Below are 22,627 nucleotides of genomic sequence, written 5' to 3'. Positions count from 1 at the left end.
ATAAAAAGGTTTGTGATATTAATTAAGCGGTTTATATTTGCACTCGCAATATGCAACGGTCTGGTAGTTCAGTTGGTTAGAATGTCGCCCTGTCACGGCGAAGGTCGCGGGTTCGAGTCCCGTCCAGACCGCAAGATTGCTAAAAGCTTCAACATTGTTGAAGCTTTTTTTAGCAATAAATTTAGTTGTGTTGTTTTGATGGGTGTAGTAGTCCATCAAACTGGTAGAGAGCTAGTTAAATAGCTTAAACCGATGAGAAGCTTTCCTTTTTTCCTCCGTTTTTTCGGAATTGAAAATCGGGATGCTTTTTTGTTTTAAAGCCTTTTTTTGTTTTGCGAATGACACTTTTAAACTATATTTGTATTATTAAAAAAGATTAGTAATCAGGTACTTATGATAAAATAGATGCCTTTTTTAATCTTATCTCCTTAATCCTTACATTAAAAACAATAACCCTTAAACATTAATTGCAATGAAAACATTAAAAACAATTTTAGCCACAGCATTATTATTAGTAGCCTTTACATCATGTACAGCAGAGAGTTTAGACGACGACGAAACGTTAGTAAACGACACTGTGATTTTAGCAACAGGCGGAGAAATAGATCATACGTCTACACCTGAAGATTAATTTTACACTCTAAATAACTAATACATTAATAATATATCCCTCAAACCCTATTTATTATGAAAACATTAAAAACAATTTTAAGCGTAGCAGTATTATTAGTAGCCTTTACATCATGCACAGCAGAAAGTCTAGACGAAGACGAAACGTTAGTAAACGATACCGTGATTTTAAAAACAGGAGGAGAAATAGATCATACATCAACACCTGAAGATTAATTTCATACTCAAAAGAACTAATACATTAGAAATATAGCCCTCAAACCCTATTTATTATGAGAACATTAAAAACAATTTTAAGCATAGCAGTATTATTAGTAGCCATTACATCATGTACAGCAGAAAGTTTAGATGAAGATGAAACGTTAGTAAACAATACTGAGATTTTAGCAACCGGTGGAGAAATAGATCATACATCAACACCTGAAGATTAATTATAAAAATATATTTGATTTTACAACACTTAAAATTAAAACAATAAACCTTAAACAATATTTATTATGAAAACATTAAAAATCACTTTATTTGGAGTATTAGCACTGGCATTGTTTACATCATTTAGTAGCAAGGACAAAGACATCACTTTAGCTGATGATTTAGTTCAAAATGAAACGACTACTATTTATATTAAAAATGGTGCAATTGATATGACTATGACGCCTGAAGATTAATTATTGATTTAATAAGCATTAATAATTTAATCTTTTCATTTGTTTATTATACATTTGAAAAGACTGTAATTTATATGCCATTTTTAAAATCTAAATTAGTTTGTAGTATTGTATGCTATTGTGTAACCTTTTTTGCGTTTTCGCAATCGAGTACAATAGATTCTATAAAACTCTACAAAACACAATCTAAACAGAAAAATGACTTTTCAAATATTCAGCGTTTAGCTTTTGCAAAACGTGCAGTGTATTTGGCAAAAGAATTAAATACAGATTCTTTAATTATACAATGTAACAGACGTATTTCTACAGTGTTTTGGGAATTAAAAGATTTTGAAGCTTTTAAATTGGTTAACCTTGAAAATGTAACACTTTCAGAAAAAGTAAAAGATTCTTCATCGTTTGCAAGAGCCAATCAAAATTTAGGTATTTATTATGTAAATAAACGTCTCTCAGACAGTGCTTATTTTTATCAAAACAAAGCAGTAAAAACATATATTGCTCTAAAAGATAAATATAATGCAGCAAAAACACTATTAGATCTTGCAGTTATTCAAAAAAATGAAAAAGATTTTACTGGTAGTGAGATAGCCTCTACAAAAGCCATAAAATTACTAGAGTCTTTAGAAGAGAACAAGGCGGTTAATTCATATAAATCCTATCATTATAATAATTTAGGACTCGTTTTTAAACAGCTAGAACAATATGATGAATCTATAAAATATCATAAAAAATCTATAGAAATAAAAAAACGTTTAGCAGGAAATAATGAGTTTTTTATAAATATTTCAAAAAACAATTTAGCATTAACTTATAAATATGCCGATCAATACAACCTTGCATTAGCGTACTTTAAAGAAATATTAAACGATAAAACCATACAAACAGAACATTTAGATTTTTATGCCACTATTCTAGATAACTATGCACATACTTTATATTTATCTAATGCTAAAACCCAACTACCAGAACTCTATTTAAAAGCACTGCGGATTTGTGATAGCACAAAATCTCAATACAATTCAATTATTATACATCAGCATTTAGCTGAATTTTACCACGACCAAAATAAAAAGGACTCGACCAAGTATCATGCTTATAGAGCCAAGTCCATTTCTGAGCAATATCATAATGACGATTTACTAAAATCGCTACTCTTACTATCAAGAATTGAAGAGGATAGCATTGCGGTAAAACACTATGATGCCTATGTAACTTTAAACGACAGCTTAGTAAAGGCTGAACGTACTATTCGCAATAAATTTATAAGAATAGAATATGAAACGGATAAAGTTGAAGCTAAAAACAAACAACTATTTAGCCAAAATATATGGCTAATAGTGTTGTCCATTATTTTAGTGTTTTCTTCGTTATTGCTTTATATAATAAAAACACAACGCGAAAAAAACAAAGAGTTAAAACTAGTACAACAGCAGCAAGAAGCTAACGAAGAGATTTATAATTTGATGCTATCGCAACAAGAGCAAATGGATGAAGCTAGAACAGCCGAAAAGAAGAGAATAAGCGAAGAGTTGCATGATGGAATTTTAGGGCGGCTTTTTGGTACGCGATTGAGTTTAGACAGTTTAAATTATAGTACTACAGAAGAGGCTATAAATAATAGATTTAATTATATAGATGAACTTAAGGAAATTGAACAAGATATTAGAAAAGTATCCCATGATTTAAATACCGATTTTATTACCCAAGCGAGTTTTTCTGAAATGATTAACACACTAATAATTACACAATGTGGTGCCTATGAATTGGAATATGAAACAGATATTTCAGAAAAAATAAATTGGGATGACCTAACCAATAAAACTAAAATTCATATTTATAGAATTGTACAAGAGTCCCTGCAAAATATTTATAAACATGCAAAAGCTAAACTTGTAATAGTCGCATTAAAACAAGAAAATAATTTTATATCTTTAATCATAAAAGATGATGGCGTTGGTTACGATAAGTCTAAACAAAAAGAAGGTATAGGATTGAAAAATATTAAATCTAGAATAGAGGCTATATCTGGAACGCAAGAAATAAAGAGCGAAATTAATAAGGGCACAACAATTAATATTGAAGTTCCAATAGAATAATACCTTAAAAAACGAACAATGGAACATGAAACTATTAAAATATTGATGACAGACGATCACCCAATGATTATTGAGGGTTATCAAAATACTTTGTTAGCAACTAAAAAAGAGTCTCAAAACCTTATTATTGATTTTGCAACCAACTGTGATGAATCTTTAGCCTTAATTAAGAAATCTATTGCACTTGGTCAATTTTATACTGTTTACTTTTTTGATATAAGCATGCCGCCATCTAGTGATGGTACAATTAAATCTGGAGAAGATTTGGCTATGTTTGTAAGAGAAAAATCGCCTGACTCTAAAATAGTAATGCTTACGATGTTTAATGAGTCTTATCGCATTCATAGTATAATAAATAATATTAACCCGGAAGGGTTTTTAATAAAAAGTGATCTTACTTCACGAGAACTTGCAAGTGCTTTTCAAGCGGTTTTAAATAATCCGCCATTTTATAGTGGAACTGTAAATCAGGCAATTAAAAGAACGAAAATTAGTGGTATTGAATTAGATGAAGTTAGCCATCGTATTTTACACCATATTTCTAGAGGTGATAGAAATAAAGATATTGCAGAAAAAATGAATCTATCTTTAAGTAGTATAGAAAAGAAAAAGAAACATTTAAAAGAAATATTTAAGGTTGAAGACGGTGATGAAAAAACACTTTTAGAAAAAGGTAGAGATTTTGGTTTTATTGACTAATCACTACTTTTTTTGTAGATGTTTAGGTTTTTAATAACACATTGTTTTTAAAAGATGCTATTTCTGTACTCCCAAAAAATATTAATAAACAGACCTAAATAGATTATTGCCACAATAAACTTTATAAAAGTTCCAGTTATAAACCCTAGAAAAGAGCCAAAAGCAGCTTTTAATGCGGTCTTCGAATCTGCTTTGTTGGACAATTCACCTAAAAGTGCTCCTAGAAAAGGGCCAATAATTATTCCTCCAGGAATTGGAGACAAAATACCAATAATAAGTCCAATTGTTGTTCCAATCATTCCCGCTCTTGTACCTCCAAATTTTTTTGCTCCCAATGCTGGAATAATATAATCTAAAGTAAAAGCTAGTAATGCGATTATTAATGTTATACCTAAAAAGGTTAAGTTATTTGGTATAGCATCAGTTAAATGCAGCAATAGTAATCCAATCCAGCTTAAAGGTGGTCCAGGTAAAATAGGCAGAAAACTTCCTATAAGTCCAATAATCATAAAAAGCAAACCAATAATGGTTAAGAATATATCCATAAAGTCAATTTATTTATAAGACGCTAAAAACAGATACTTGTTACATTTTAAACTAAAAAGTTAGTTTAAACTAAAATAATAGTTATATTTGAACTAATTACTTAGTTTAAAAGAGCTAGAAACTAATAAAAACAGACCTCAATCAATATTTTTTATAAAATGAAACAACTCACAAAGGCAGAAGAAGATATTATGCAAGTGCTTTGGCAATTAAAAAAAGGCAACGTAAAACAGATAATTGAAGAGTTTCCAAACCCTAAGCCAGCATACAATACCGTATCTACTATAGTAAGGATATTAGAGAGTAAAGGCTTTGTAGATTATGAAAAAATAGGAAAAGGGCATATTTATTTTCCTTTATTAAATAAAGAATCTTACAGTAACCAATCTATAAACAAATTGGTAGACAACTATTTTCAAGGCTCATTTAAAAGTATGGTTTCTTTTTTTATGAAAACAAACGACATCAAATTAAACGAGTTAGAGTCCGTTTTAAAAGAGATAAATAAGGACACTAAAAAATAAAATTATGTTACACTATATTTTACAAACTGTTGTTTTTCAGCTTTTGTTTTTATTGATTTACGATGGCTTTTTGAAGAAAGAAACTTTCTTTAATCACAACCGGTTTTATTTATTAGCCTCAGCACTTTTATCTATCGTGTTGCCATTTATAAAAATCGATAGCTTTAAAGCTATAATACCTAAAGAATACATTTATACGTTACCCGAAGTTGTTTTAGGAAAAACAGTCAACAACATAAATACTGAGGATGCTATAGTAAATACAATAAATACATCTAGTTTTTATTTTAGTTGGGGTTACCTGCTGTATTTAGGTTGTGCAATAGCATTAGTTTTATTTGTTATTAAGTTTTATAAGTTAATGGCAATGGCTTACAAAAACCCGAAAGTTAAGTTTGAAACAGCTTTTTTGATTGAATTGGTTAATAGTAAACAGGCTTTTTCATTTTTCAATTATATATTTCTAGGCAAAGACATTAATACAGAAGATAGACAAAGTATTTTGGTTCACGAGCTACAACACGTTAAGGAAAAACACAGTCTAGATTTATTGTTTTTCGAAGTCTTAAAAATTGTTTTTTGGTTTAATCCACTAATTTATATGTACCAAAAAAGAATGTCGAATTTACATGAGTTTATTGCAGATTCTAAAGCAGTAAAGTCGAGTTGCAAAGTTAATTATTATCAAAACTTGTTATCGCAAGTTTTCGATACCCAAAAGGTATCATTCATCAACCCATTTTTTAAACAATCATTAATCAAAAAACGAATCAATATGTTAAGCAAATCAAAATCAAAACAAATTCATCTAGCAAAATATTTATTATTATTTCCAATGGTAATTGGGATGTTGTTTTACACGTCTTGTGAAACTCAAATTGAAACTCCAAGGGAAGAAACGTCTCAATTAACAGAACAAGAATTACAAGAAAAATTAAAGAAAGAATTAAAAGGACTAAGCGATGAACAAGCGATGAAAATAATTATGAGTGATGATATGTTCAACAGAAATAATTATCTCTGCACAAAAGAAGAGTATATTAAAATGATGATAATTATTGAAAGAATTAATAAAATAGCGCTCGAAACGGCTACAGAAGAAAATCTAATTAACTCATTAAATAATAAACTTAAAAGTATCAAAGAAAATACTTATGAGAATTATTTGTTAAGAAAGGAAAAACAAGAATCTATAGATAAATGGCAGAATAGTGCTTCAGGAGGCGTTATAAAATTACACGTAAAAGATTTAGATAATATAACAACTGAGGAACAAAAACTAATTGATAGCCAAGTAGAACAAATTAGAAATGATGTTTTTTACCACACACAAATAATTTCTGATGGTTTAAGGCATAAAAGAATAGAGTTTAAAGTTCAAAATGAGTCAATCTCTTTCGCCTCAATAGATGAAGTTCCTGTTTTTCCAGGATGTGATACTTCAGATTCAAACGATAATCAAAGAAAATGCTTTAGCGATAAAATTAGTAAACTAGTTGCTAAAAACTTCAATTTAGATCTTGGAAAAACACTTGGTTTATCAGGAAAGCAAAGAATCTATACTAGGTTTCTCATTAATAAAGAAGGGAATGTTGTAGATATAAAAGCAAGAGCTCCACATCCAGAATTAGAAAAAGAGGCTAAAAGAGTAGTGCAACTTATTCCGCAACTACAACCAGGGAAACAAGAAGGTAAGCCTGTTAGTGTTGCATTCGATTTACCAATAACTTTTAATATTAAGTAATGACTAGAATGGAACTATTATCACTTAAAACCGAAGCATTGACTCCGGTTTTAAAAGAGATAAATAAGGGCGCTAAAAAATAAAATTATGTTACACTATATTTTACAAACTGTTGTTTTTCAGCTTTTGTTTTTATTGATTTACGATGGCTTTTTAAAGAAAGAAACTTTCTTTAATTACAATCGATTTTATTTATTGGCTTCAGCATTATTGTCCATAGTGTTGCCATTTATAAAAATTGATAGTTTTAAAACTATAATACCTAAAGAATACATTTATACGTTACCCGAAGTTGTTTTAGGAAAAACAGTCAACAACATAAATACTGAAGATGCAATAGTAAATACTATAAGTAATTCTAGTGTTTATTTTAGCTGGAATTACCTGCTGTATTTAGGTTGTGCAATAGCATTAGTTTTATTCGCTATTAAGTTTTATAAGTTATTAGCATTGGCTTACAACAGCCCGAAAGTTAAGTTTGAAACAGCTTTTTTGATTGAATTGGTTAATAGTAAACAGGCTTTTTCATTTTTCAATTATATATTTCTAGGCAAAGACATTAATACAGAAGATAGACAAAGTATTTTGGTTCACGAGCTACAACACGTTAAGGAAAAACACAGTCTAGATTTATTGTTTTTCGAAGTCTTAAAAATTGTTTTTTGGTTTAATCCACTAATTTATATGTACCAAAAAAGAATAGCAAATTTGCATGAGTATGTCGCAGATTCTAAAGCTGTAAAATCGACTAATAAAGTTAATTATTATCAAAACCTACTCTCGCAAGTTTTCGATACCCAGAAGGTGTCATTTATCAATCCATTTTTTAAACAATCATTAATCAAAAAACGAATCATTATGTTAAGCAAATCAAAATCAAAACAAATTCATCTAGCGAAATATTTATTATTATTTCCTTTGGTGATTGGTATGTTGTTTTACACGTCTTGTGAAACTCAAGAAGAAAGTAACAATAATCTAGATAATTTGAAACTGTACTCTTATTCATTACAATTAGGTGAAGAAATGCCTAATGACGTAAAAGTTATACATGAAAAATACGAAGCTTTTTTAAAAGAAAATAAAAACTATGTAAGCTGGTCAATAATTGATGAAACTACAGAATTAATTTCATATAGTATTCATCCTAAAGAAGAAGAAAGACCAATGGAAATGGAAAAAAGTAAAGTTCAATTTCCTGATGGGATATATTATACATCATATTTCAATTTTTATAATGTTGAAAATAAGAATGAAGTAAAAGCTGTACATTATGATGTTCTTGGTGGAAAAGAAATTCCATTTAATAATATAGATCAAGTTCCTGTATATCCTGGTTGTGAAAATTTGCCTTCAAACGATGAACAAAGAATATGTTTTAGTGATAATATTTATGGATTTGTTCTTAATAACTTTAATGCAAAACTTAGTGAAACACTTGGTTTAAAAGGTAAGCAAAGAATCTATACTAAGTTTACCATTAATAAAGAAGGAAATATTGTAGACATTAAATCAAGAGGGCCACATCCAGAATTAGAAAAAGAAGCTGTAAGAGTTGTAAAACTATTGCCACAATTTCAACCAGGAAAAAAAGAAGGGAAACCTGTTAGTGTTTCATTCGATTTACCAATAAGTTTCAATATTATAAAATGATTAGAATTCTAACACTACTATTAATATTAATATCATTTAAAACCGAAGCACAGTCTTCGGTTTTAAATGTTTCAGATAGTTTAATGGCAAATGGTAATTTTTCTAAAGCGATTACACTCCTAGAAAGTAATGCTACTGAAAACACATCGTATAGATTAGCAAGAGCATACAACGCAATTGGTAATTACGATAAAGCAATAGTGAATTATAAAATAGCTCTTGACAATAATAATGAAAACACCTTGTTACAATACGAATACGGTAAATTATTGAGTAAAGTAAAAATGAATGAAGATGCAGTTGCTATTTTTAATAAGCTAAAAGCTAGAGATAGTACAAATCCAAATTATTATTACGAATTAGGTGTGGTTTTAGAGCGATTAAAACAAATAGAAGAAGCACAAAACAATTTTAAAACAGCCTATAAATTAGATAATGCCCATCAAAAGGCAATATATAAGTTAGCAAAACACAGTCTGAAAAATAAAAAATTTGAGAGGCTAGATAGTTTAATTATTGTGGGTTTAAAAAGCTATCCAAAAAATGCTGCATTAACGAGTTTAAAAGCCCAAAGCTTGTTTTTGCTAGGTGATTATACTCCTGCTATAGTTTGGTTCGAAAAGTTATTAGCACTTGGAGAAAAGAGTCAGTTTGTGTTCGAGAAGTTAAGTTTCGCTTATAAAAAAGATTTAGAGTACGAAAGGGCAATAGAATACTTAGAACTAGCATTACTTTTAGAGCCTAAAAACACGAACAACTTATACAGATTAGGAAGCCTATATCAGTTAATAAACGATTATATAAATGCTGAAAAATATATAAAACGTTCTTTAGAGCTTCAAGATCTTCCTTTAGATAATGAGTATGCTAAGTTAGCCACTGTTTATAATCGTTTACAGAAACCACAAGTAGCAGTGAAATATTTAAAAATGGCGCTAAAAGAAAATCCAGAGAATGAAAGTGCTAAATTCTTTTTAGTAGCCACTAAAGTAAGTTACTATAAAGAGTTACAAAGTAAAATTGATTTGTTTGAATCTTTTATCAAAAAAAATCCTGAAAGTGATTATGTGACTTTTGCAAAATGGGAACTCACAAAATTAAAGAAAGAGGCGTTTCTTAAAGATGAAGAGAAAAAAAAATAACAAAATCTTGTATTTCAACTGTAAAATAGGGCTTTAGTCTTTATGTTTCCTGAATGTTTATTAGATTTTAGCTTTTCTGAAGGAAATAAAATATATTACAGTTTAATTTAGATTCAATGAAAAAGCAATTATTATTTTTTACCACTGTTTTAAGTTTTATGTCATTAACTTTTGCCCAATCTCTAGATTGTGAAAACACTTGTGTTTTAGATAAAGTAGTACATGAAGGTACTTTTTTAGGTGTGTATTTTGGAACGCCGTGTGATAAAGAAACAGAAAAAGGTGTTGTTGTTTTAGACGTTATTGAAAATACTGCCGCTTTTGATAATAATTTTAAAGCGTACGATATTGTAATGAAAATTAATGGTATCGAAGTTAATAATAGAGGTGATGCTATAGAAATAATAACGGCGTATAATCCTTTTGATGTTGTAAGTTTTTTAATCTATAGAGACGGAAAAAATATGACTAAAAAGGTGGTTTTAGGAGCGAAAACAACAAAAATTGTTCAAGAGAAAGTATGTTGTGAAATGGCATTATCATCATTAAGCGAAAATAATATAAGTGTATATCCAAGTCCAGCCAGAGAGCATCTAAATATCTCTTTTGAAACAATTGTACAAGATAATTACACATTTGGTATTTATATGGCTAATGGTGTTTTAGTAAAACAATATGACAAAATGCTAGATTCTGGAAGTTTAAAAGAAACAATACCTGTAAATAAGATGGAAGATGGTGTTTATATTTTAAGAATATCTAATAAGGAAAATACATTTTCTAAACTTTTTGTAGTAAGCAGAGAGTAGTTTAATTATACAATACAATTCAAAAACCGAAGCATAGTCTTCGGTTTTTTTATTTTTAATATAAAATTTTGTACTTTTCAATTTCATACTAATTTATATTCTAAAAGTTGTATTAAGAATTGAAAAAGAAATGATTTATATACGACATTTAGAGTTTAAGTTTAGGTTAGTCAAAGCAATGCAAAAAGTATTCGTTTTTTTATTAATTATTTGCGCAACGTCATGCGACTATTTTAATGCAAAAAAAATATCATCTGAAGATATTTATAACGAAGAACAAAAAACCTTTAATTGGAATGCCGTAGACACGTATCCAACGTTTTCTACTTGCGATACATTTGAAACAAAAACAGAAAAGAAAACGTGTTTCGAAAACACATTATCACAACATATAACATCGCGTTTACAAAACGAAACCATTATTGTTTCTCAAGACATTGAAGACACTTTAGTTTTAGAATTTCAAATTTCGGAATTAGGGGAAATAGCAATAAAAAACATAGATTTAAAGGAAACTACAGAAACCGAAATCCCCAACATTAAAAACATGATTTCAGAAAGTTTAAATACTTTACCGCAAATATTCCCAGCCATTAAACGCAATCAGCCAGTAAAAACGGAGTTTAGATTACCTATTGTAATAGCTGTAAATTAAAATCGTATCGTTAACTTTTTCATTAATCTCAAGACTTCTACATACAACCAAATTATAGTTACAAGTAAACCATAACAAGCTATCCATTCTTTGTGTTTAGGAGCTTTATCTTTATAGCGTTCTATAAAATCGAAATCTAATAAGAAAGATAAAGCAGCAAAAGTAGCAGCTACAACATTGAAGCCTATAGTAATCCAACTTGTTCCCCAAATAAACGAGCGAATACCAAAAAAGCTTAATATCCAAGAGATAATATATACCAAAAATATAGACGAACAAACCGTTATAATAACGCTTTTCACTTTTTTAGTTACAACAATTATTCGCGTTTGGTACAGAAATAAAATAGTGAAAAAAGTTACTAAAGTTACGCCAATAGCTTGGTAAGGCATGTCTGGGAATCGTGATTTTATATAACTTGTAAATCCACCAAGAAAAAAGCCTTTAGCTATAGCGTATAATAGTACTAAAATATGAGCCTATTGTTGCCTAAAAGAAAGCACAATGCTAATTACAATAGCAGCAAGCATTCCACCAGTTCCATACCACTTAATGTTTGTGCCGTAAGCATTTAATTTCCATATAAGTAAAGTGATTGTACTAGTAATAAAAAGCATAGCTACTGTTTTTATTACAATACCATAAACCGTCATTTTTGATTGTGAAGCTTGATTATCTTCCCAAAAGTAAGGTGTAAATATGGGATTAGAAGTCTTTAAAAGAGACACTATAAGTTAAATTTATAACCAATGGCAAAATCCACAGCAAAATTATCTTCATTATCTAATAATAAGGCAAAAAGCGAATCGTAGACTAAGGTTAAATAACCGTTTCCTAATTTAATATCTGCACCTAAACCAAATATAAAAGGAGCATCGAAACTAGTTGAGCTCTGTTCTTCTGTTATAGATGTTGTTGGATCATTAAGGTCTACAATTGTAGTTGTTATTTTAGAGCTTGTAAAGGTTGCGAACTTTGTTTGCGCGTAAATATTAAAATTAGCTTTATTAATAAAACGATAGCGATACCCTAAAGCTAATTGAGTAGCAGAATATTGAAAATCATCCTTGTCTGCTGTGTATCTAACGTTTAAAAAACCAGCGTGTTTTGAGTCTAAGTTGCTAGAAACAGCTTCAAGTTCTGTTCCAAAAAGAGCTACTTTTTCATTGTTAGGGTTCGTGTTAAATGGATTATTAGTAATACCTCCAAAAACACCTAGCCTTAGTTTTACTTTAGATTTAGAATCCCTAGATTCGTAATTAGAATCTTTAGAACTATTATATGTATCAATAAACGATTTAATACTGTAAGTCGTTAAATTCACCTTAGAAGCGTCCATAGACGTTAAATCTGCTAGCAAAGTTTTATAGTCTTCTTGATATTTGTTATCTGCTCCTTTAGTGTTTTTTAACTCGAACACTTGTTCATCTTCACTCTTAATAAAATATCTGTATTCACCATTAAAACTGTTCCAAAGTAAATCTAATGCACCATCAACTTCGGTTTTAAGCTCTAAAGTTTCGTTTTCAACAGTGTAAGTTTCTTGTGCGAAAGTAAAGGTGCTAAAAGTAAATAAGCTGAATAATAAGATGAATTTTTTCATAATGGGAATAGATTTTGTTCTAAAAAGTAAATGTATAAATTTTAACTGACTTATATATTATTTCTTGAAACTTCTACCTTTCCATTTGTATTTAAAAAACATAGAAATAAAAGCAATGTAGACGCTAAAAAAAGGATACAATAGACTGGAAAAGATAATATTGAATAGCTGGTTTTCTTGATTGAAAAATCGAGCAGTTTTAAAAATAAGCAAGAAATCGACAAGACTCTTTATTGCAAAAATATACAGTAAAGGTTTAAAATGAAGTAGGCCAAGTAACACAAGCAAAAAACTACAAACTAGAGACGCATTCATAAGTAAAACAATTAAACCTACTATTTTGCCAAAAGTAGAGTTGTAGTTTGAAGTCTTCGCAGCCCAACGTTTACGTTGAGAAATTAATGATTGTAAAGTTGGTTGAGGTTTTGTTTTTACAATAGCAGATTTACATTTTAAAAATTGAACAGCATTTACGTTATGCTTAATCGCTTTTTGAAGTAGGAAAATGTCGTCTCCACTTGCAATCTCGTTATTCCCATCGAAGCCATTAAGTTCTAAAAACAAGGTCTTCTTGTACGCTAAGTTTGCACCATTACATAAAAACGGTTTACCAATACCAAAACCACCTACTGTAGCACCAATTAAACTTAAAAAATCTAACAACTGAAAACGTTTTAAAAATGAATTGTTCTTGTAGTAAGTTACAGGAGCAACTATCATTTCACATTGTTTTTGCTGTATAAAACAATCTAAAGTATCGAGCCAGTATTTTGGTAATATACAATCGGCATCAGTCGTTACAATCCAATTGTGTTTCGCTGTTTTTATAGCAGAAGTGATGGCGTCTTTTTTAGGTGAATTTGTAAGTCTAATATTCTTAATTACGCTTGATTTATTTTGAAAAGAAGTCAGAAATCGAGCGATAATGTCTACCGAATCATCTTCAGATTCATCATCAACAAAAATAAATTCATAATGAGATTTGGGGTAATCTAATTTACCAATTGAAACAAGTAATTCAGGCAAATTTTCCGCTTCATTTCTAAACGGTATAATAATCGAGAATTTGGTTTCGGCTTTTATATCCTCAATTTTAAAAACGGCAACTTTATCGAAACCAAAAGCTAGAGTCAAAATTAATGCTAAATATAAAAAGGTTATGATTATTAGAATTAAAATCATAGCGAATCGTTTTGTTTCTCGACGTTAAAATTAAGCACATAATAACTTCCAAAAACACTTGGAAGCACAAAATTTAATAACCACATTATAGTAATTATTGATAATATGGTGAATTCGTTAACACCAGGAAACGAGAATAAATAGACTGCAACACTGCCTTTAACTACCACATCTAATATAAATAGAGTCGGAATTATAGAAGCCAATAAATACATGGATGTAATAATAATCATAGCTTCTAAATAGGCGAGTTCAACTCCGAAAAGGTGTAATAAAAAGTAAAACTGAAAAGAAAATACTAAGTATCGTGAAACCGATATTAAGAAACTAAATCCGCTAATGCTAAACGGCAAGTCTTTAATAAATTGCTTGACCTTTTCAAAAGAGAAACCTTTTATTTTAAACTTTTTCTGTTTACTTCCAATGAATAATAATCCAAAAACCATTAAAACAATTATTACTAGTCTAGTTACACGATAGGCATTAATTTCAATTGGATATTGGCTTACAAAAAACAAAAATCCGATGCAACCAAAAATAACAGTAACTGCCATTTGCATCATGTTTCCAATTAAGTTTAATAATAGTATTCGTTTTCTAAATTGCTTTGAAAAATAGATGGCTTTTGCCCCATATTCACCTATGCGATTTGGTGTAAAAAGAGATGCTGTAAGCGAACCTAAACTTTGTTGTAAAGCTTCAAAAAAGGATACTTTCTTAATATAAGAAACTAGTTTTTGCCATTTTAGTATTTCCAAAAACCAATTAAAACTACTTAGAAAGAGTAAGAAAAGAATGTTTTCAGTCGAAAAAACGTTATTTTTAGTCAAATATGTAATGAATTCAGAAAAATCTATGGCACCATTATTTACTAATTTGTTGTAAATAAAATAAAAAGCACCAACAACAATGCTTAATTTAATAAGTACAAAAAAGAATTGTTTAGTTTTGTATGATACTGCGTTGTTCAAAAGCGTTAATGAATAGTGATTGCAAAATAAACCAAATATTACACAATGAAGTCTAATTTTAATTACTATTCGCTTTTAGCATTCTTTTTAGTGAGTACTTTAAGTTTTTCTCAGCAAGAGGCTAGTAAATGGAAAGCGCTGTTTGCAGTTGGATTAAATAGTCCTTCTCAAACAGGTTTTGTGAAACCGTTTCAAGCTAAAGCAACTAATTTCCCAACTATTAATTTGGGTATTCAGCATATGTTTAAACCGTTATTAGGAGTTAAACTCGATTTTGGCTATAACCGTCTCTCGAATGCAAAAACAGCTCCAGATTTTAAATTAAATTTCACTAGAATAAACGTGCAAATTGTTTACGATACTAAAAATTATATTTCATTTCTACCAGAAAATATGGGCATTGTTGTGCATGCTGGCCCAGGATATACCATGATAAAACCTTTGGGTTTCTATAGCGAGAATAAAAATTCGTATTTAAACGCAATGGCTGGAATAGAGTTACATTATGGTGTTTCTAGAACACTTTCGTTATTTATAGATACTTCTTATATTGTAGGGTTTGCAAAAGATTTCGATCCTATTGCAGATGGAACAGGAAGTTTTAATGGTAATATGCTTACATTAACTGTTGGAGCTTCAGTGTCTTTAAGTGGTTGTAGAACGTGTAATTAAATGGCAGAAGAAAAAATAATTTTAGGTATCGATCCAGGAACAACAATTATGGGTTTCGGACTCATAAAAGTGGTAAATAAAAAGATGCATTTTTTGCAACTTAACGAGCTTGATTTAAAAAAGTACGACGACCATTACCTTAAACTCAAGCTTATTTTCGAGCGTACTATTGAGTTAATAGACACCCATCATCCAGACGAAATTGCAATTGAAGCACCCTTTTTTGGTAAAAATGTACAGAGTATGTTAAAACTTGGTCGCGCGCAAGGAGTCGCCATGGCAGCAGGTTTGTCTCGCGAAGTGCCCATTACAGAATATGCTCCTAAAAAAATAAAAATGGCAATTACCGGAAATGGTAATGCGAGTAAAGAACAAGTTGCGAAAATGTTGCAAAGTATGCTGGGTTTAAAAACAATACCTAAAAATTTAGATTCTATGGATGGTTTAGCTGCAGCAGTTTGCCATTTTTATAATCAAGGGCGTATTGAGATTGGTAAAAGTTATTCTGGTTGGAGTGCTTTTGTAAAGCAGAATGAGAAACGGGTTAAGAAATGATTTTCCTGCGCAGGTAGGAATCTATTTTTAAAATTTATATATGTCTGAAAACACACATTTTTTAGGAGATAATCCAATTGAAAGAATTGAAGATGATTTATTTAATTTCGAACATTATGCCTTAAAAGTTCAGCAACTGATTCAGCTTAATTCTAATGATTCAAATCCATTGACTATTGGGATTTATGGTAAATGGGGAGAAGGCAAAACATCTTTTTTAAAACTAATAGAGAATAAAATTGATGTTTGGAAAAAAACAGAAGCTCAAAAAGGAATATTGAAGTATCATTTTAATCCCTGGCGATATTCAACTGAAGAAGAAATGCTTTTTGATTTTTTTGATGGGTTAGCAAAAACAATGTTTGTAGATAAAAATTCAAACTTGCAGAAAGTAGGTAAAGGTATTTTAAGATTTAGTAAGTACCTTAAAGCTGTTAAGATTTCAGCATCAGCTGGAATTTCTACAACAAACAAAATTTCGGCTACTTTTGAGCCTAGTGAGATATTTAAAGCTTTAGGAGAAGATTTCGTTGGAAAAGATATTACGTTAGATAAGCTTAAGGATAAAGTTAATGAAGCATTAAAAGTTTCTAACTATAAAATTGTAGTTTTTATTGATGACATTGATAGATTGGATAAAGATGAAATCTATACAATATTAAAAATCGTAAAGTTAAATGGTAATTTTAATAACTTTATATATTTAATACCATTAGATTCGGAACATGTGTCTAAGGCGATAAGTAAAAGATATGGTGATGAAATAAAAGATGGTAGGTTTTTTTTAGAGAAAATAATTAATATACCAATTCACTTGCCTAGAATTGAAGAGGAAGATTTGAAATACTTTTTTGAATCAAAATTTGATTTAATAAAGAAGAGTTTATTTAAAAAGCTTAAGACAAATAAAGAAGAGGAATTTATATTAATTCTATATGAGTTTTCAGGCCGTTTTTTTTAATAGTCCAAGAGAGATTTTGAAAGTTTTAAATTCTTTTTTGATTGGAGCTTTTTCTATAGGAGACGAAGTAAATCTTATAGATTTATTTTGGATTGAAAGCTTGAAAGTGAAAGATGAAGAATTATATAACATATTAAAAAAACATTCTTTTAATTTTTTGAATTCTAATATAGATTTTAATGATGAAGCTTCAAGTAATCCTTTACCTATAAATGGTACTAGAAAATCTATATTAGATAAACATAAGAAGTCCTTTATGATTTTTAACCTTTTATTCCCTGTTAATGATGGTAGTTTTCCATTGAGTAATAAAATAGATGCAGAGGAATTAGATCAAAACTTGAAAATCAATTCTGTTTTACATTATGATAAGTATTTTACTTACCATTCATTTAGAAAAGTGTCTAATGTGAAACTGAAAATTATTGAGCAAAGAATAAAAGAAGAGGATTCAGATGAATTAAGAATATTATTTGAAGATTTTTTTCAACAAATAGCTGGACATAGAGCATATTATAAAATTGAAGATTTAGTTAAAAATGTTTCAGTTGAAGACGGTAGGAATTTCTTTTATGAATTTATAATTGATAACCTTAATATTATCCCTGATTATGGAATAGACATTTACGGATATAGTAATTCAATTAGAATAATTGAAAATATTGCAAAAAAACTAAGTAGTGATGATGCTACGGAAAGTAAATTTATAATAGAGTTGGCTAATAAAATGGATGTAGTCAAATTGTGTCATTTTACTAGGGAATTTAAAGACGAAAAAGTATATAAAGAAGAATTAGAAAAAATAATTGTTTCAAAAATAGAGTTTAATATTAGTGATAGTCCATTTTATTATGATGTTAAGAATATCTCTAATAAAATGATTATGCATTATTGGAAAAAACATAATCCAAAAGATTACAAAAAAAACATAGAGGAAAGTTTAGTGAATGTAGAGTCAGTGGAATTATTTATTAGGAATTTTCCTACCTTCTGGAATAATGAGTTTTTTGGAGGATTAACAAGGGATAATTATGAATACATGAAAAAATTAATAGATGTTGATTTTCTTTTTAATAAAATAAAAGAGTATAATCATTCTATAGTAGACAGTGTGGAAATAAATAATTATCAAATCTCAGATATGGATGAAAATTCTATTCAAGAAAACTCAGAACAATTTATTTATTGGTATAAATTAGAAAAGTCAAAAACGATTGATATTAGATAATTGAGCACCGAAAAAATGTCCGGAATATACATCCACATACCATTCTGCAAGCAAGCTTGCCATTACTGCGACTTTCACTTTTCAACATCATTGAAAAAGAAAGACGAGTTAATCAATGCCTTAATTTCAGAAATAGAAATTAGAAAAAGCGAATTTAAAAACACAACAGTCGAAACCATTTATTTTGGAGGTGGAACACCATCGCTTTTAACTTCCGAAGAACTAAATAGAATAATAGATTCTGTTTACAAAAACTATAAAGTTTCAGAAAGCCCAGAAATCACTTTAGAGGCTAACCCAGACGATTTATCTAATAATCGAATACTCGAACTCTCTAAAAGTCCAGTTAATCGATTGTCAATAGGTATTCAATCTTTTCATGAAAAAGATTTAAAACTCATGAATCGTGCGCACAATAAACAAGAAGCAAAACAGAGTTTAGAAGAAGCGGTAAAGCATTTCAAGAACATTTCTCTCGATTTAATTTATGGTATTCCAGGCACAACAAACCAAGAATGGCAAGAGAATATAGACATTGCTTTGGGTTTTGGTGTTAACCATATTTCAAGTTATGCGCTTACTGTAGAGCCAAAAACAGCTTTAGCTTCTTTTATAGAAAAAGGTGTTATTGATAATGTCGACGATGCTTTAGCGCAAGAGCAATTTCATATTTTAATAGATACATTAGAGGCTAATAATTTTGTGCATTACGAGTTGTCTAATTTTGGAAAAGAAGGGTTTTTTAGCAGGAACAATTCGGCTTACTGGCAAAGAAAAGCTTATTTAGGTATTGGTCCTTCTGCACATTCTTTTAATGGGAAGCAACGTGGTTGGAATGTGAGAAATAACACAAAATATATAAAGGCTATTCAAAATAACGAATTGCCAATTGAAACTGAAACCTTAACAAAAACCGATCAATATAACGAGTATGTAATGACAGGCTTGAGAACCGTTTGGGGAGTTTCGATAGAAAAAATAAGAGTTAGTTTTGGCATTGTTTTTGAAAACTACATGATGCAACAAGCACAAAAACATATTGATGAACATTTGTTGTATATTGAGGATAAAAAATTAAAAGTAACTAAAAAAGGTAAGTTTTTAAGCGATGGTATTGCTTCAGACCTTTTTATGCTGAACTAGTTTCAGTATCTTTCAAAGAATCAAAATTTTCAATATAAAAACAGGTTTTATGTATATTTTAAGTAATAAAAATAAAACTGTTTTATAAGTTGGAGCAACAGGTGTTTTAAAAGTTGGAGTGCACTGCATATGGAAGTTAGAGCAACCGACTTTACTAAGAGATATAATATTAATGAGTTAATGTGTTTCCAAAAACTTTCTGAATATCCAATGGTTTTTAAAAGAGAGAAACAGATTAAAAATTGGAAAAGTGAATTTAATTAATTTGCTTAATCCAGATTTAAAAAACTTATATTTAGACTTATAACTAATCTTCAAAAGTTACTGAAACAAGTTCGGCATAAATGAATACAATAATACAAGTAAATTCAAAAAGAATTAAAATAGATTTATCCAAGCCTTTAGACATTTCTATGCCTTTGCGTGCTTTAACGAGTAATGCAAATGCATGGTATTTAGAGCCTCCAAAAATTGAACCTGTAATTATAGATGATTGGGTTGCAAGCGTAAAAGAAGGCGCAGCTGTTAACTTTAATAATATCTATTTTAATCCGCATGCGCACGGAACGCACACAGAATGTGTTGGACATATTACCGAGAAATTTTATAGCATAAATAAATGCTTAAAACGCTTTATGTTTACTGCAGAAGTAATATCTGTTGCTCCAGAAGTGGTTGGAGAAGACCGGGTGATTTCTAAAAACCAAATTGAGTATTTATTAAAACGGAAATCGCCAGAAGCAATAGTTATACGTACAATGCCGAATACTAAAGATAAAAAAGCGAAGCAATATTCTCATACCAATTGGCCTTACTTAACAGAAGAAGCAGCGCATTTTATAAGAGAAAAAGGCATCCTACATTTATTAATAGATTTGCCTAGTGTGGATAAGGAAAAAGATGATGGTCAGTTATTGGCACACAAAGCCTTTTGGGATGTTAATAGAAAAATAAGAACGGAAGCTACAATTACAGAATTTATCTATGTACCAAATAAAGTGGAAGATGGAAGTTATGTTTTAAACCTTCAAATTGCGCCTTTCGAGAATGATGCGACACCCAGTAAACCAGTACTTTATAAAATAGAATAATGGATATAGTTTTCGCAATCATATTTGGGGTTTTAGGCACTTTAGGTGTTGGAACCTATATAAAACATATAAAAGGAAAACAATTGGCAAATGCGCAATCTGTTATCCTTTTAGATAAGATTAAAAGAGTCTGTAAAATTATTAGTGTAGAAGGTGATTTTGCAGAAATTTACCATTATGAAGATGTTAAGGAACGTTTTTTAAAATTGGTTTCAAGTAAGAAGAAAGCATTAGTAATTATTGACGCTAAAGCACATGTTGGATTCGATTTGTCTAAAATATTAATGGATGCCAATCCGCAAACTAAAATGGTGACTTTAAAACATTTTCCGCTTGCGGAAATTCTTTCCATAGAAACAAATTTAAAATATTACGATAAACAAGATGGGATGTTTAATAAGTTTCAAGCGGAAGATTTAACAGATTTACATAACGAAGCTAAGCTTCATATTAGAGATAAAGTACCACAAAGTGGTTTGTTTCAAATGGCTCAAAAAGAAGCTTTAGATTCAATATTAATTATAGAAGGTATGGTGCAGACTATTGGTTGGAAACTGGATTATTCGGCATTATTGATTGATACTGAAGAGACAAAGAGGTTGAAAAACGATTGAGATATCAACAGATAAAACGCGTCTAGATTTAAATTTAATTTATGAGTTTTTAACAAATGCGTATTGGTCTAAACGAAGAAGTCTTGAGGCTGTTAAAACATCAATATAACATTCTTTTTGTTTTGGTGTGTATCTCGACAACAAACAAGTTGGTTTTGCACGCATAGTTACAGATTAGCTGGTTTTTACTTATATAATGGACGTTTTTATTTTGTCAAAATAGAGAGGAAACGGCTATTCAAAAAAACGAATGAGGGCAATAAATAATGAACCGAAATTTCAACCTTGTAACGTTTGGATGTTAAAAATATTATATGCTTGCAGTTTATATAGCTTATTTGGTTACTACAAACTTATGCAACCCGAAAAAGTAATGGAACGTCTGCTAAAATGAACATAGAACAAGTTAGAGATTATTGTCTTAGTAAATTACATACGGAGGAAACTTTCCCCTTCGACCAAAGTACACTAGTCTTTAAAGTCGCCGGAAAAATGTTTGCATTAGCTCCTTTAGATAAATGGGAACAAGGCTTAGCTTCATTAAACCTAAAATGTAATCCAGATTACGCCTTAGAACTTCGAGAAGAATACGAAAGTATTGTTGGGGGCTGGCATTCTAATAAAAAACACTGGAATTCTATTTATATCTACAAAGGTGAATTATCATCCAAGTTTATTATGGAATTAATAGACCATTCTTACGATATGGTTGTAAAAGGGATGACTAAAAAGTTGCGTGATAGCTTGAATTTATAAACTATCTTTAACTGAAAATCTTCTAAAGAATATTCCTTACTTTTGCCTCATATAACATACTTATGAGTTTAGAAAGAGAATTAAATAAACGTGCAGATGGTAAGTGCGAATTATGCCAAAACGAAGAGCATTTACAACTACATACTTTAGCGCCTAGAAAGGATCAAAGCTTAAAAGAAACACTTACAGCTTGTAAAACATGTGTGGACCAAATTGAAGACCCAGAAGCTACAGATGCTAATCATTGGCGTTGTTTAAATGATAGTATGTGGAGTGAACACCAAGCAGTACAGGTAGTTGCATGGCGAATGTTGTCTCGTTTAAGAAAAGAAGGTTGGCCACAAGATTTGTTAGACATGATGTATCTTGAAGAGGATGTTTTAGAATTTGCGAAATCAACAGGAGAAGGTGAAGATGAAGAAGGAAAAGTAATTCACAGAGATGTAAATGGTGTTATTTTAAACACTGGAGACTCTGTTGTTTTAATAAAAGATCTTAAAATAAAAGGATCTAGCCAAGTTGCTAAACAAGGTACAGCAGTTAGAAACATTCGTTTAGATCGTGAAAATGAAACTTTTATTGAAGGTAAGGTTGGTCCAACGCTAACAGTTATTATTACAGAATACGTTAAGAAATTATAGATAATACTCAATTATAAAAAAAGGCTTACCAATTTGGTAAGCCT

General features: G+C 29.7%; 25 protein-coding genes, 1 tRNA gene and 1 pseudogene. 22 read left to right on the top strand and 5 right to left on the bottom strand.

The window, feature by feature from the left end:
- Window positions 1-57: 57 nt before the first annotated feature.
- The 7 genes from RH82_RS16870 (at window position 58) to RH82_RS16860 (ending at window position 4,093) form a co-directional block, all read left to right on the top strand.
- Window positions 58-131: transfer RNA gene (locus RH82_RS16870), tRNA-Asp, on the top strand.
- Between the two features lie 341 nt (window positions 132-472).
- Complete coding sequence (locus RH82_RS18515; RefSeq protein ID WP_156112524.1) at window positions 473-631, top strand: hypothetical protein; 159 nt, start codon at window positions 473-475, stop codon at window positions 629-631.
- A gap of 56 nt (window positions 632-687) precedes the next feature.
- On the top strand, window positions 688-846 hold the full coding sequence (locus tag RH82_RS18510; protein WP_156112523.1) for a hypothetical protein: 159 nt from the start codon (window positions 688-690) through the stop codon (window positions 844-846).
- A 56-nt stretch (window positions 847-902) separates the two neighbouring features.
- Window positions 903-1,061 (top strand): hypothetical protein, encoded by a 159-nt coding sequence (locus tag RH82_RS18505; protein ID WP_156112522.1) that lies wholly within the window; start codon window positions 903-905, stop codon window positions 1,059-1,061.
- A 66-nt stretch (window positions 1,062-1,127) separates the two neighbouring features.
- Window positions 1,128-1,298: a hypothetical protein gene (locus tag RH82_RS18500; protein WP_156112521.1), complete on the top strand. Its 171-nt coding sequence runs from the start codon at window positions 1,128-1,130 to the stop codon at window positions 1,296-1,298.
- Between the two features lie 74 nt (window positions 1,299-1,372).
- Window positions 1,373-3,394 (top strand): ATP-binding protein, encoded by a 2,022-nt coding sequence (locus tag RH82_RS16865; protein ID WP_052158407.1) that lies wholly within the window; start codon window positions 1,373-1,375, stop codon window positions 3,392-3,394.
- A gap of 18 nt (window positions 3,395-3,412) precedes the next feature.
- The gene (locus RH82_RS16860) at window positions 3,413-4,093 is read left to right on the top strand and encodes a transcriptional regulator (protein WP_034062533.1); all 681 of its coding nucleotides are present in this window, start codon (window positions 3,413-3,415) and stop codon (window positions 4,091-4,093) included.
- Between the two features lie 47 nt (window positions 4,094-4,140).
- On the opposite strand, the gene RH82_RS16855 is transcribed toward RH82_RS16860, so the two are convergent.
- Entirely contained in the window at window positions 4,141-4,638 is a 498-nt protein-coding gene (locus RH82_RS16855; protein ID WP_034062532.1) for a DUF456 domain-containing protein, read from the bottom strand.
- A 159-nt stretch (window positions 4,639-4,797) separates the two neighbouring features.
- Between RH82_RS16855 and RH82_RS16850 the strand changes: the two genes are divergently transcribed.
- The 6 genes from RH82_RS16850 (at window position 4,798) to RH82_RS16825 (ending at window position 11,166) form a co-directional block, all read left to right on the top strand.
- Window positions 4,798-5,163 (top strand): BlaI/MecI/CopY family transcriptional regulator, encoded by a 366-nt coding sequence (locus RH82_RS16850; protein ID WP_034062530.1) that lies wholly within the window; start codon window positions 4,798-4,800, stop codon window positions 5,161-5,163.
- A 4-nt stretch (window positions 5,164-5,167) separates the two neighbouring features.
- Entirely contained in the window at window positions 5,168-6,907 is a 1,740-nt protein-coding gene (locus RH82_RS16845) for a M56 family metallopeptidase (protein ID WP_034062527.1), read from the top strand.
- 87 nt (window positions 6,908-6,994) lie between these two features.
- Entirely contained in the window at window positions 6,995-8,560 is a 1,566-nt protein-coding gene (locus RH82_RS16840) for a M56 family metallopeptidase (RefSeq protein ID WP_034062526.1), read from the top strand.
- The gene (locus RH82_RS16835; RefSeq protein ID WP_034062524.1) at window positions 8,557-9,702 is read left to right on the top strand and encodes a tetratricopeptide repeat protein; all 1,146 of its coding nucleotides are present in this window, start codon (window positions 8,557-8,559) and stop codon (window positions 9,700-9,702) included. The genes RH82_RS16840 and RH82_RS16835 overlap by 4 nt, the downstream gene beginning before the upstream one ends.
- Before the next feature lie 116 nt (window positions 9,703-9,818).
- Window positions 9,819-10,511 (top strand): PDZ domain-containing protein, encoded by a 693-nt coding sequence (locus RH82_RS16830; protein ID WP_034062522.1) that lies wholly within the window; start codon window positions 9,819-9,821, stop codon window positions 10,509-10,511.
- A 178-nt stretch (window positions 10,512-10,689) separates the two neighbouring features.
- Window positions 10,690-11,166 carry a hypothetical protein gene (locus RH82_RS16825; RefSeq protein ID WP_034062574.1) on the top strand — a complete coding sequence of 159 codons (477 nt, stop codon included), beginning with the start codon at window positions 10,690-10,692 and terminating at the stop codon, window positions 11,164-11,166.
- On the opposite strand, the pseudogene RH82_RS16820 reads toward RH82_RS16825, so the two are convergent.
- The 4 genes and pseudogenes from RH82_RS16820 to RH82_RS16805 form a co-directional block, all read right to left on the bottom strand.
- Window positions 11,163-11,894, bottom strand: a pseudogene (locus RH82_RS16820) (Bax inhibitor-1/YccA family protein). The gene RH82_RS16825 and the pseudogene RH82_RS16820 sit on opposite strands and share 4 nt — an antisense overlap.
- Window positions 11,894-12,769 carry a hypothetical protein gene (locus RH82_RS16815; protein ID WP_034062520.1) on the bottom strand — a complete coding sequence of 292 codons (876 nt, stop codon included), beginning with the start codon at window positions 12,767-12,769 and terminating at the stop codon, window positions 11,894-11,896. The pseudogene RH82_RS16820 and the gene RH82_RS16815 overlap by 1 nt, the downstream one beginning before the upstream one ends.
- Window positions 12,770-12,826: 57 nt before the next feature.
- Window positions 12,827-13,951, bottom strand: a complete 1,125-nt coding sequence (locus RH82_RS16810; RefSeq protein ID WP_034062517.1) for a glycosyltransferase — start codon at window positions 13,949-13,951, stop codon at window positions 12,827-12,829.
- Window positions 13,948-14,922 carry a lysylphosphatidylglycerol synthase domain-containing protein gene (locus tag RH82_RS16805; protein ID WP_034062516.1) on the bottom strand — a complete coding sequence of 325 codons (975 nt, stop codon included), beginning with the start codon at window positions 14,920-14,922 and terminating at the stop codon, window positions 13,948-13,950. The genes RH82_RS16810 and RH82_RS16805 overlap by 4 nt, the downstream gene beginning before the upstream one ends.
- Before the next feature lie 45 nt (window positions 14,923-14,967).
- Between RH82_RS16805 and RH82_RS16800 the strand changes: the two genes are divergently transcribed.
- The 9 genes from RH82_RS16800 to RH82_RS16755 all read left to right on the top strand — a co-directional run bounded on the left by RH82_RS16800 (window position 14,968) and on the right by RH82_RS16755 (window position 22,583).
- Window positions 14,968-15,594, top strand: a complete 627-nt coding sequence (locus RH82_RS16800) for an outer membrane beta-barrel protein (protein WP_034062513.1) — start codon at window positions 14,968-14,970, stop codon at window positions 15,592-15,594.
- Window positions 15,595-16,149 carry a crossover junction endodeoxyribonuclease RuvC gene (gene ruvC, locus RH82_RS16795; protein WP_034062512.1) on the top strand — a complete coding sequence of 185 codons (555 nt, stop codon included), beginning with the start codon at window positions 15,595-15,597 and terminating at the stop codon, window positions 16,147-16,149.
- A 40-nt stretch (window positions 16,150-16,189) separates the two neighbouring features.
- Complete coding sequence (locus tag RH82_RS16790) at window positions 16,190-17,110, top strand: KAP family P-loop NTPase fold protein (RefSeq protein WP_034062511.1); 921 nt, start codon at window positions 16,190-16,192, stop codon at window positions 17,108-17,110.
- Window positions 17,085-18,338 carry a hypothetical protein gene (locus tag RH82_RS16785; protein ID WP_034062510.1) on the top strand — a complete coding sequence of 418 codons (1,254 nt, stop codon included), beginning with the start codon at window positions 17,085-17,087 and terminating at the stop codon, window positions 18,336-18,338. The genes RH82_RS16790 and RH82_RS16785 overlap by 26 nt, the downstream gene beginning before the upstream one ends.
- Window positions 18,339-18,353: 15 nt before the next feature.
- Window positions 18,354-19,481, top strand: coding sequence for a radical SAM family heme chaperone HemW (hemW, locus tag RH82_RS16780; protein ID WP_034062571.1), 1,128 nt, complete (start codon window positions 18,354-18,356; stop codon window positions 19,479-19,481).
- A 344-nt stretch (window positions 19,482-19,825) separates the two neighbouring features.
- Window positions 19,826-20,572 (top strand): cyclase family protein, encoded by a 747-nt coding sequence (locus RH82_RS16775; RefSeq protein ID WP_034062507.1) that lies wholly within the window; start codon window positions 19,826-19,828, stop codon window positions 20,570-20,572.
- On the top strand, window positions 20,572-21,186 hold the full coding sequence (locus RH82_RS16770) for a DUF4230 domain-containing protein (RefSeq protein ID WP_034062506.1): 615 nt from the start codon (window positions 20,572-20,574) through the stop codon (window positions 21,184-21,186). Before RH82_RS16775 ends, RH82_RS16770 begins: the two co-directional genes overlap by 1 nt.
- 390 nt (window positions 21,187-21,576) lie before the next feature.
- Window positions 21,577-21,942 carry an MmcQ/YjbR family DNA-binding protein gene (locus RH82_RS16760; RefSeq protein WP_034062504.1) on the top strand — a complete coding sequence of 122 codons (366 nt, stop codon included), beginning with the start codon at window positions 21,577-21,579 and terminating at the stop codon, window positions 21,940-21,942.
- Between the two features lie 62 nt (window positions 21,943-22,004).
- Window positions 22,005-22,583, top strand: a complete 579-nt coding sequence (locus tag RH82_RS16755; RefSeq protein ID WP_034062502.1) for a PhnA domain-containing protein — start codon at window positions 22,005-22,007, stop codon at window positions 22,581-22,583.
- Window positions 22,584-22,627: the final 44 nt, after the last annotated feature.

It is taken from the genome of Lacinutrix jangbogonensis (assembly GCF_000797445.1).
GTDB classification, from domain to species: Bacteria; Bacteroidota; Bacteroidia; order Flavobacteriales; family Flavobacteriaceae; genus Lacinutrix; species Lacinutrix jangbogonensis.
The sequence above is the reverse complement of the archived record's forward strand: the minus strand, read 5'-3'. Positions and strand labels throughout refer to the sequence as shown.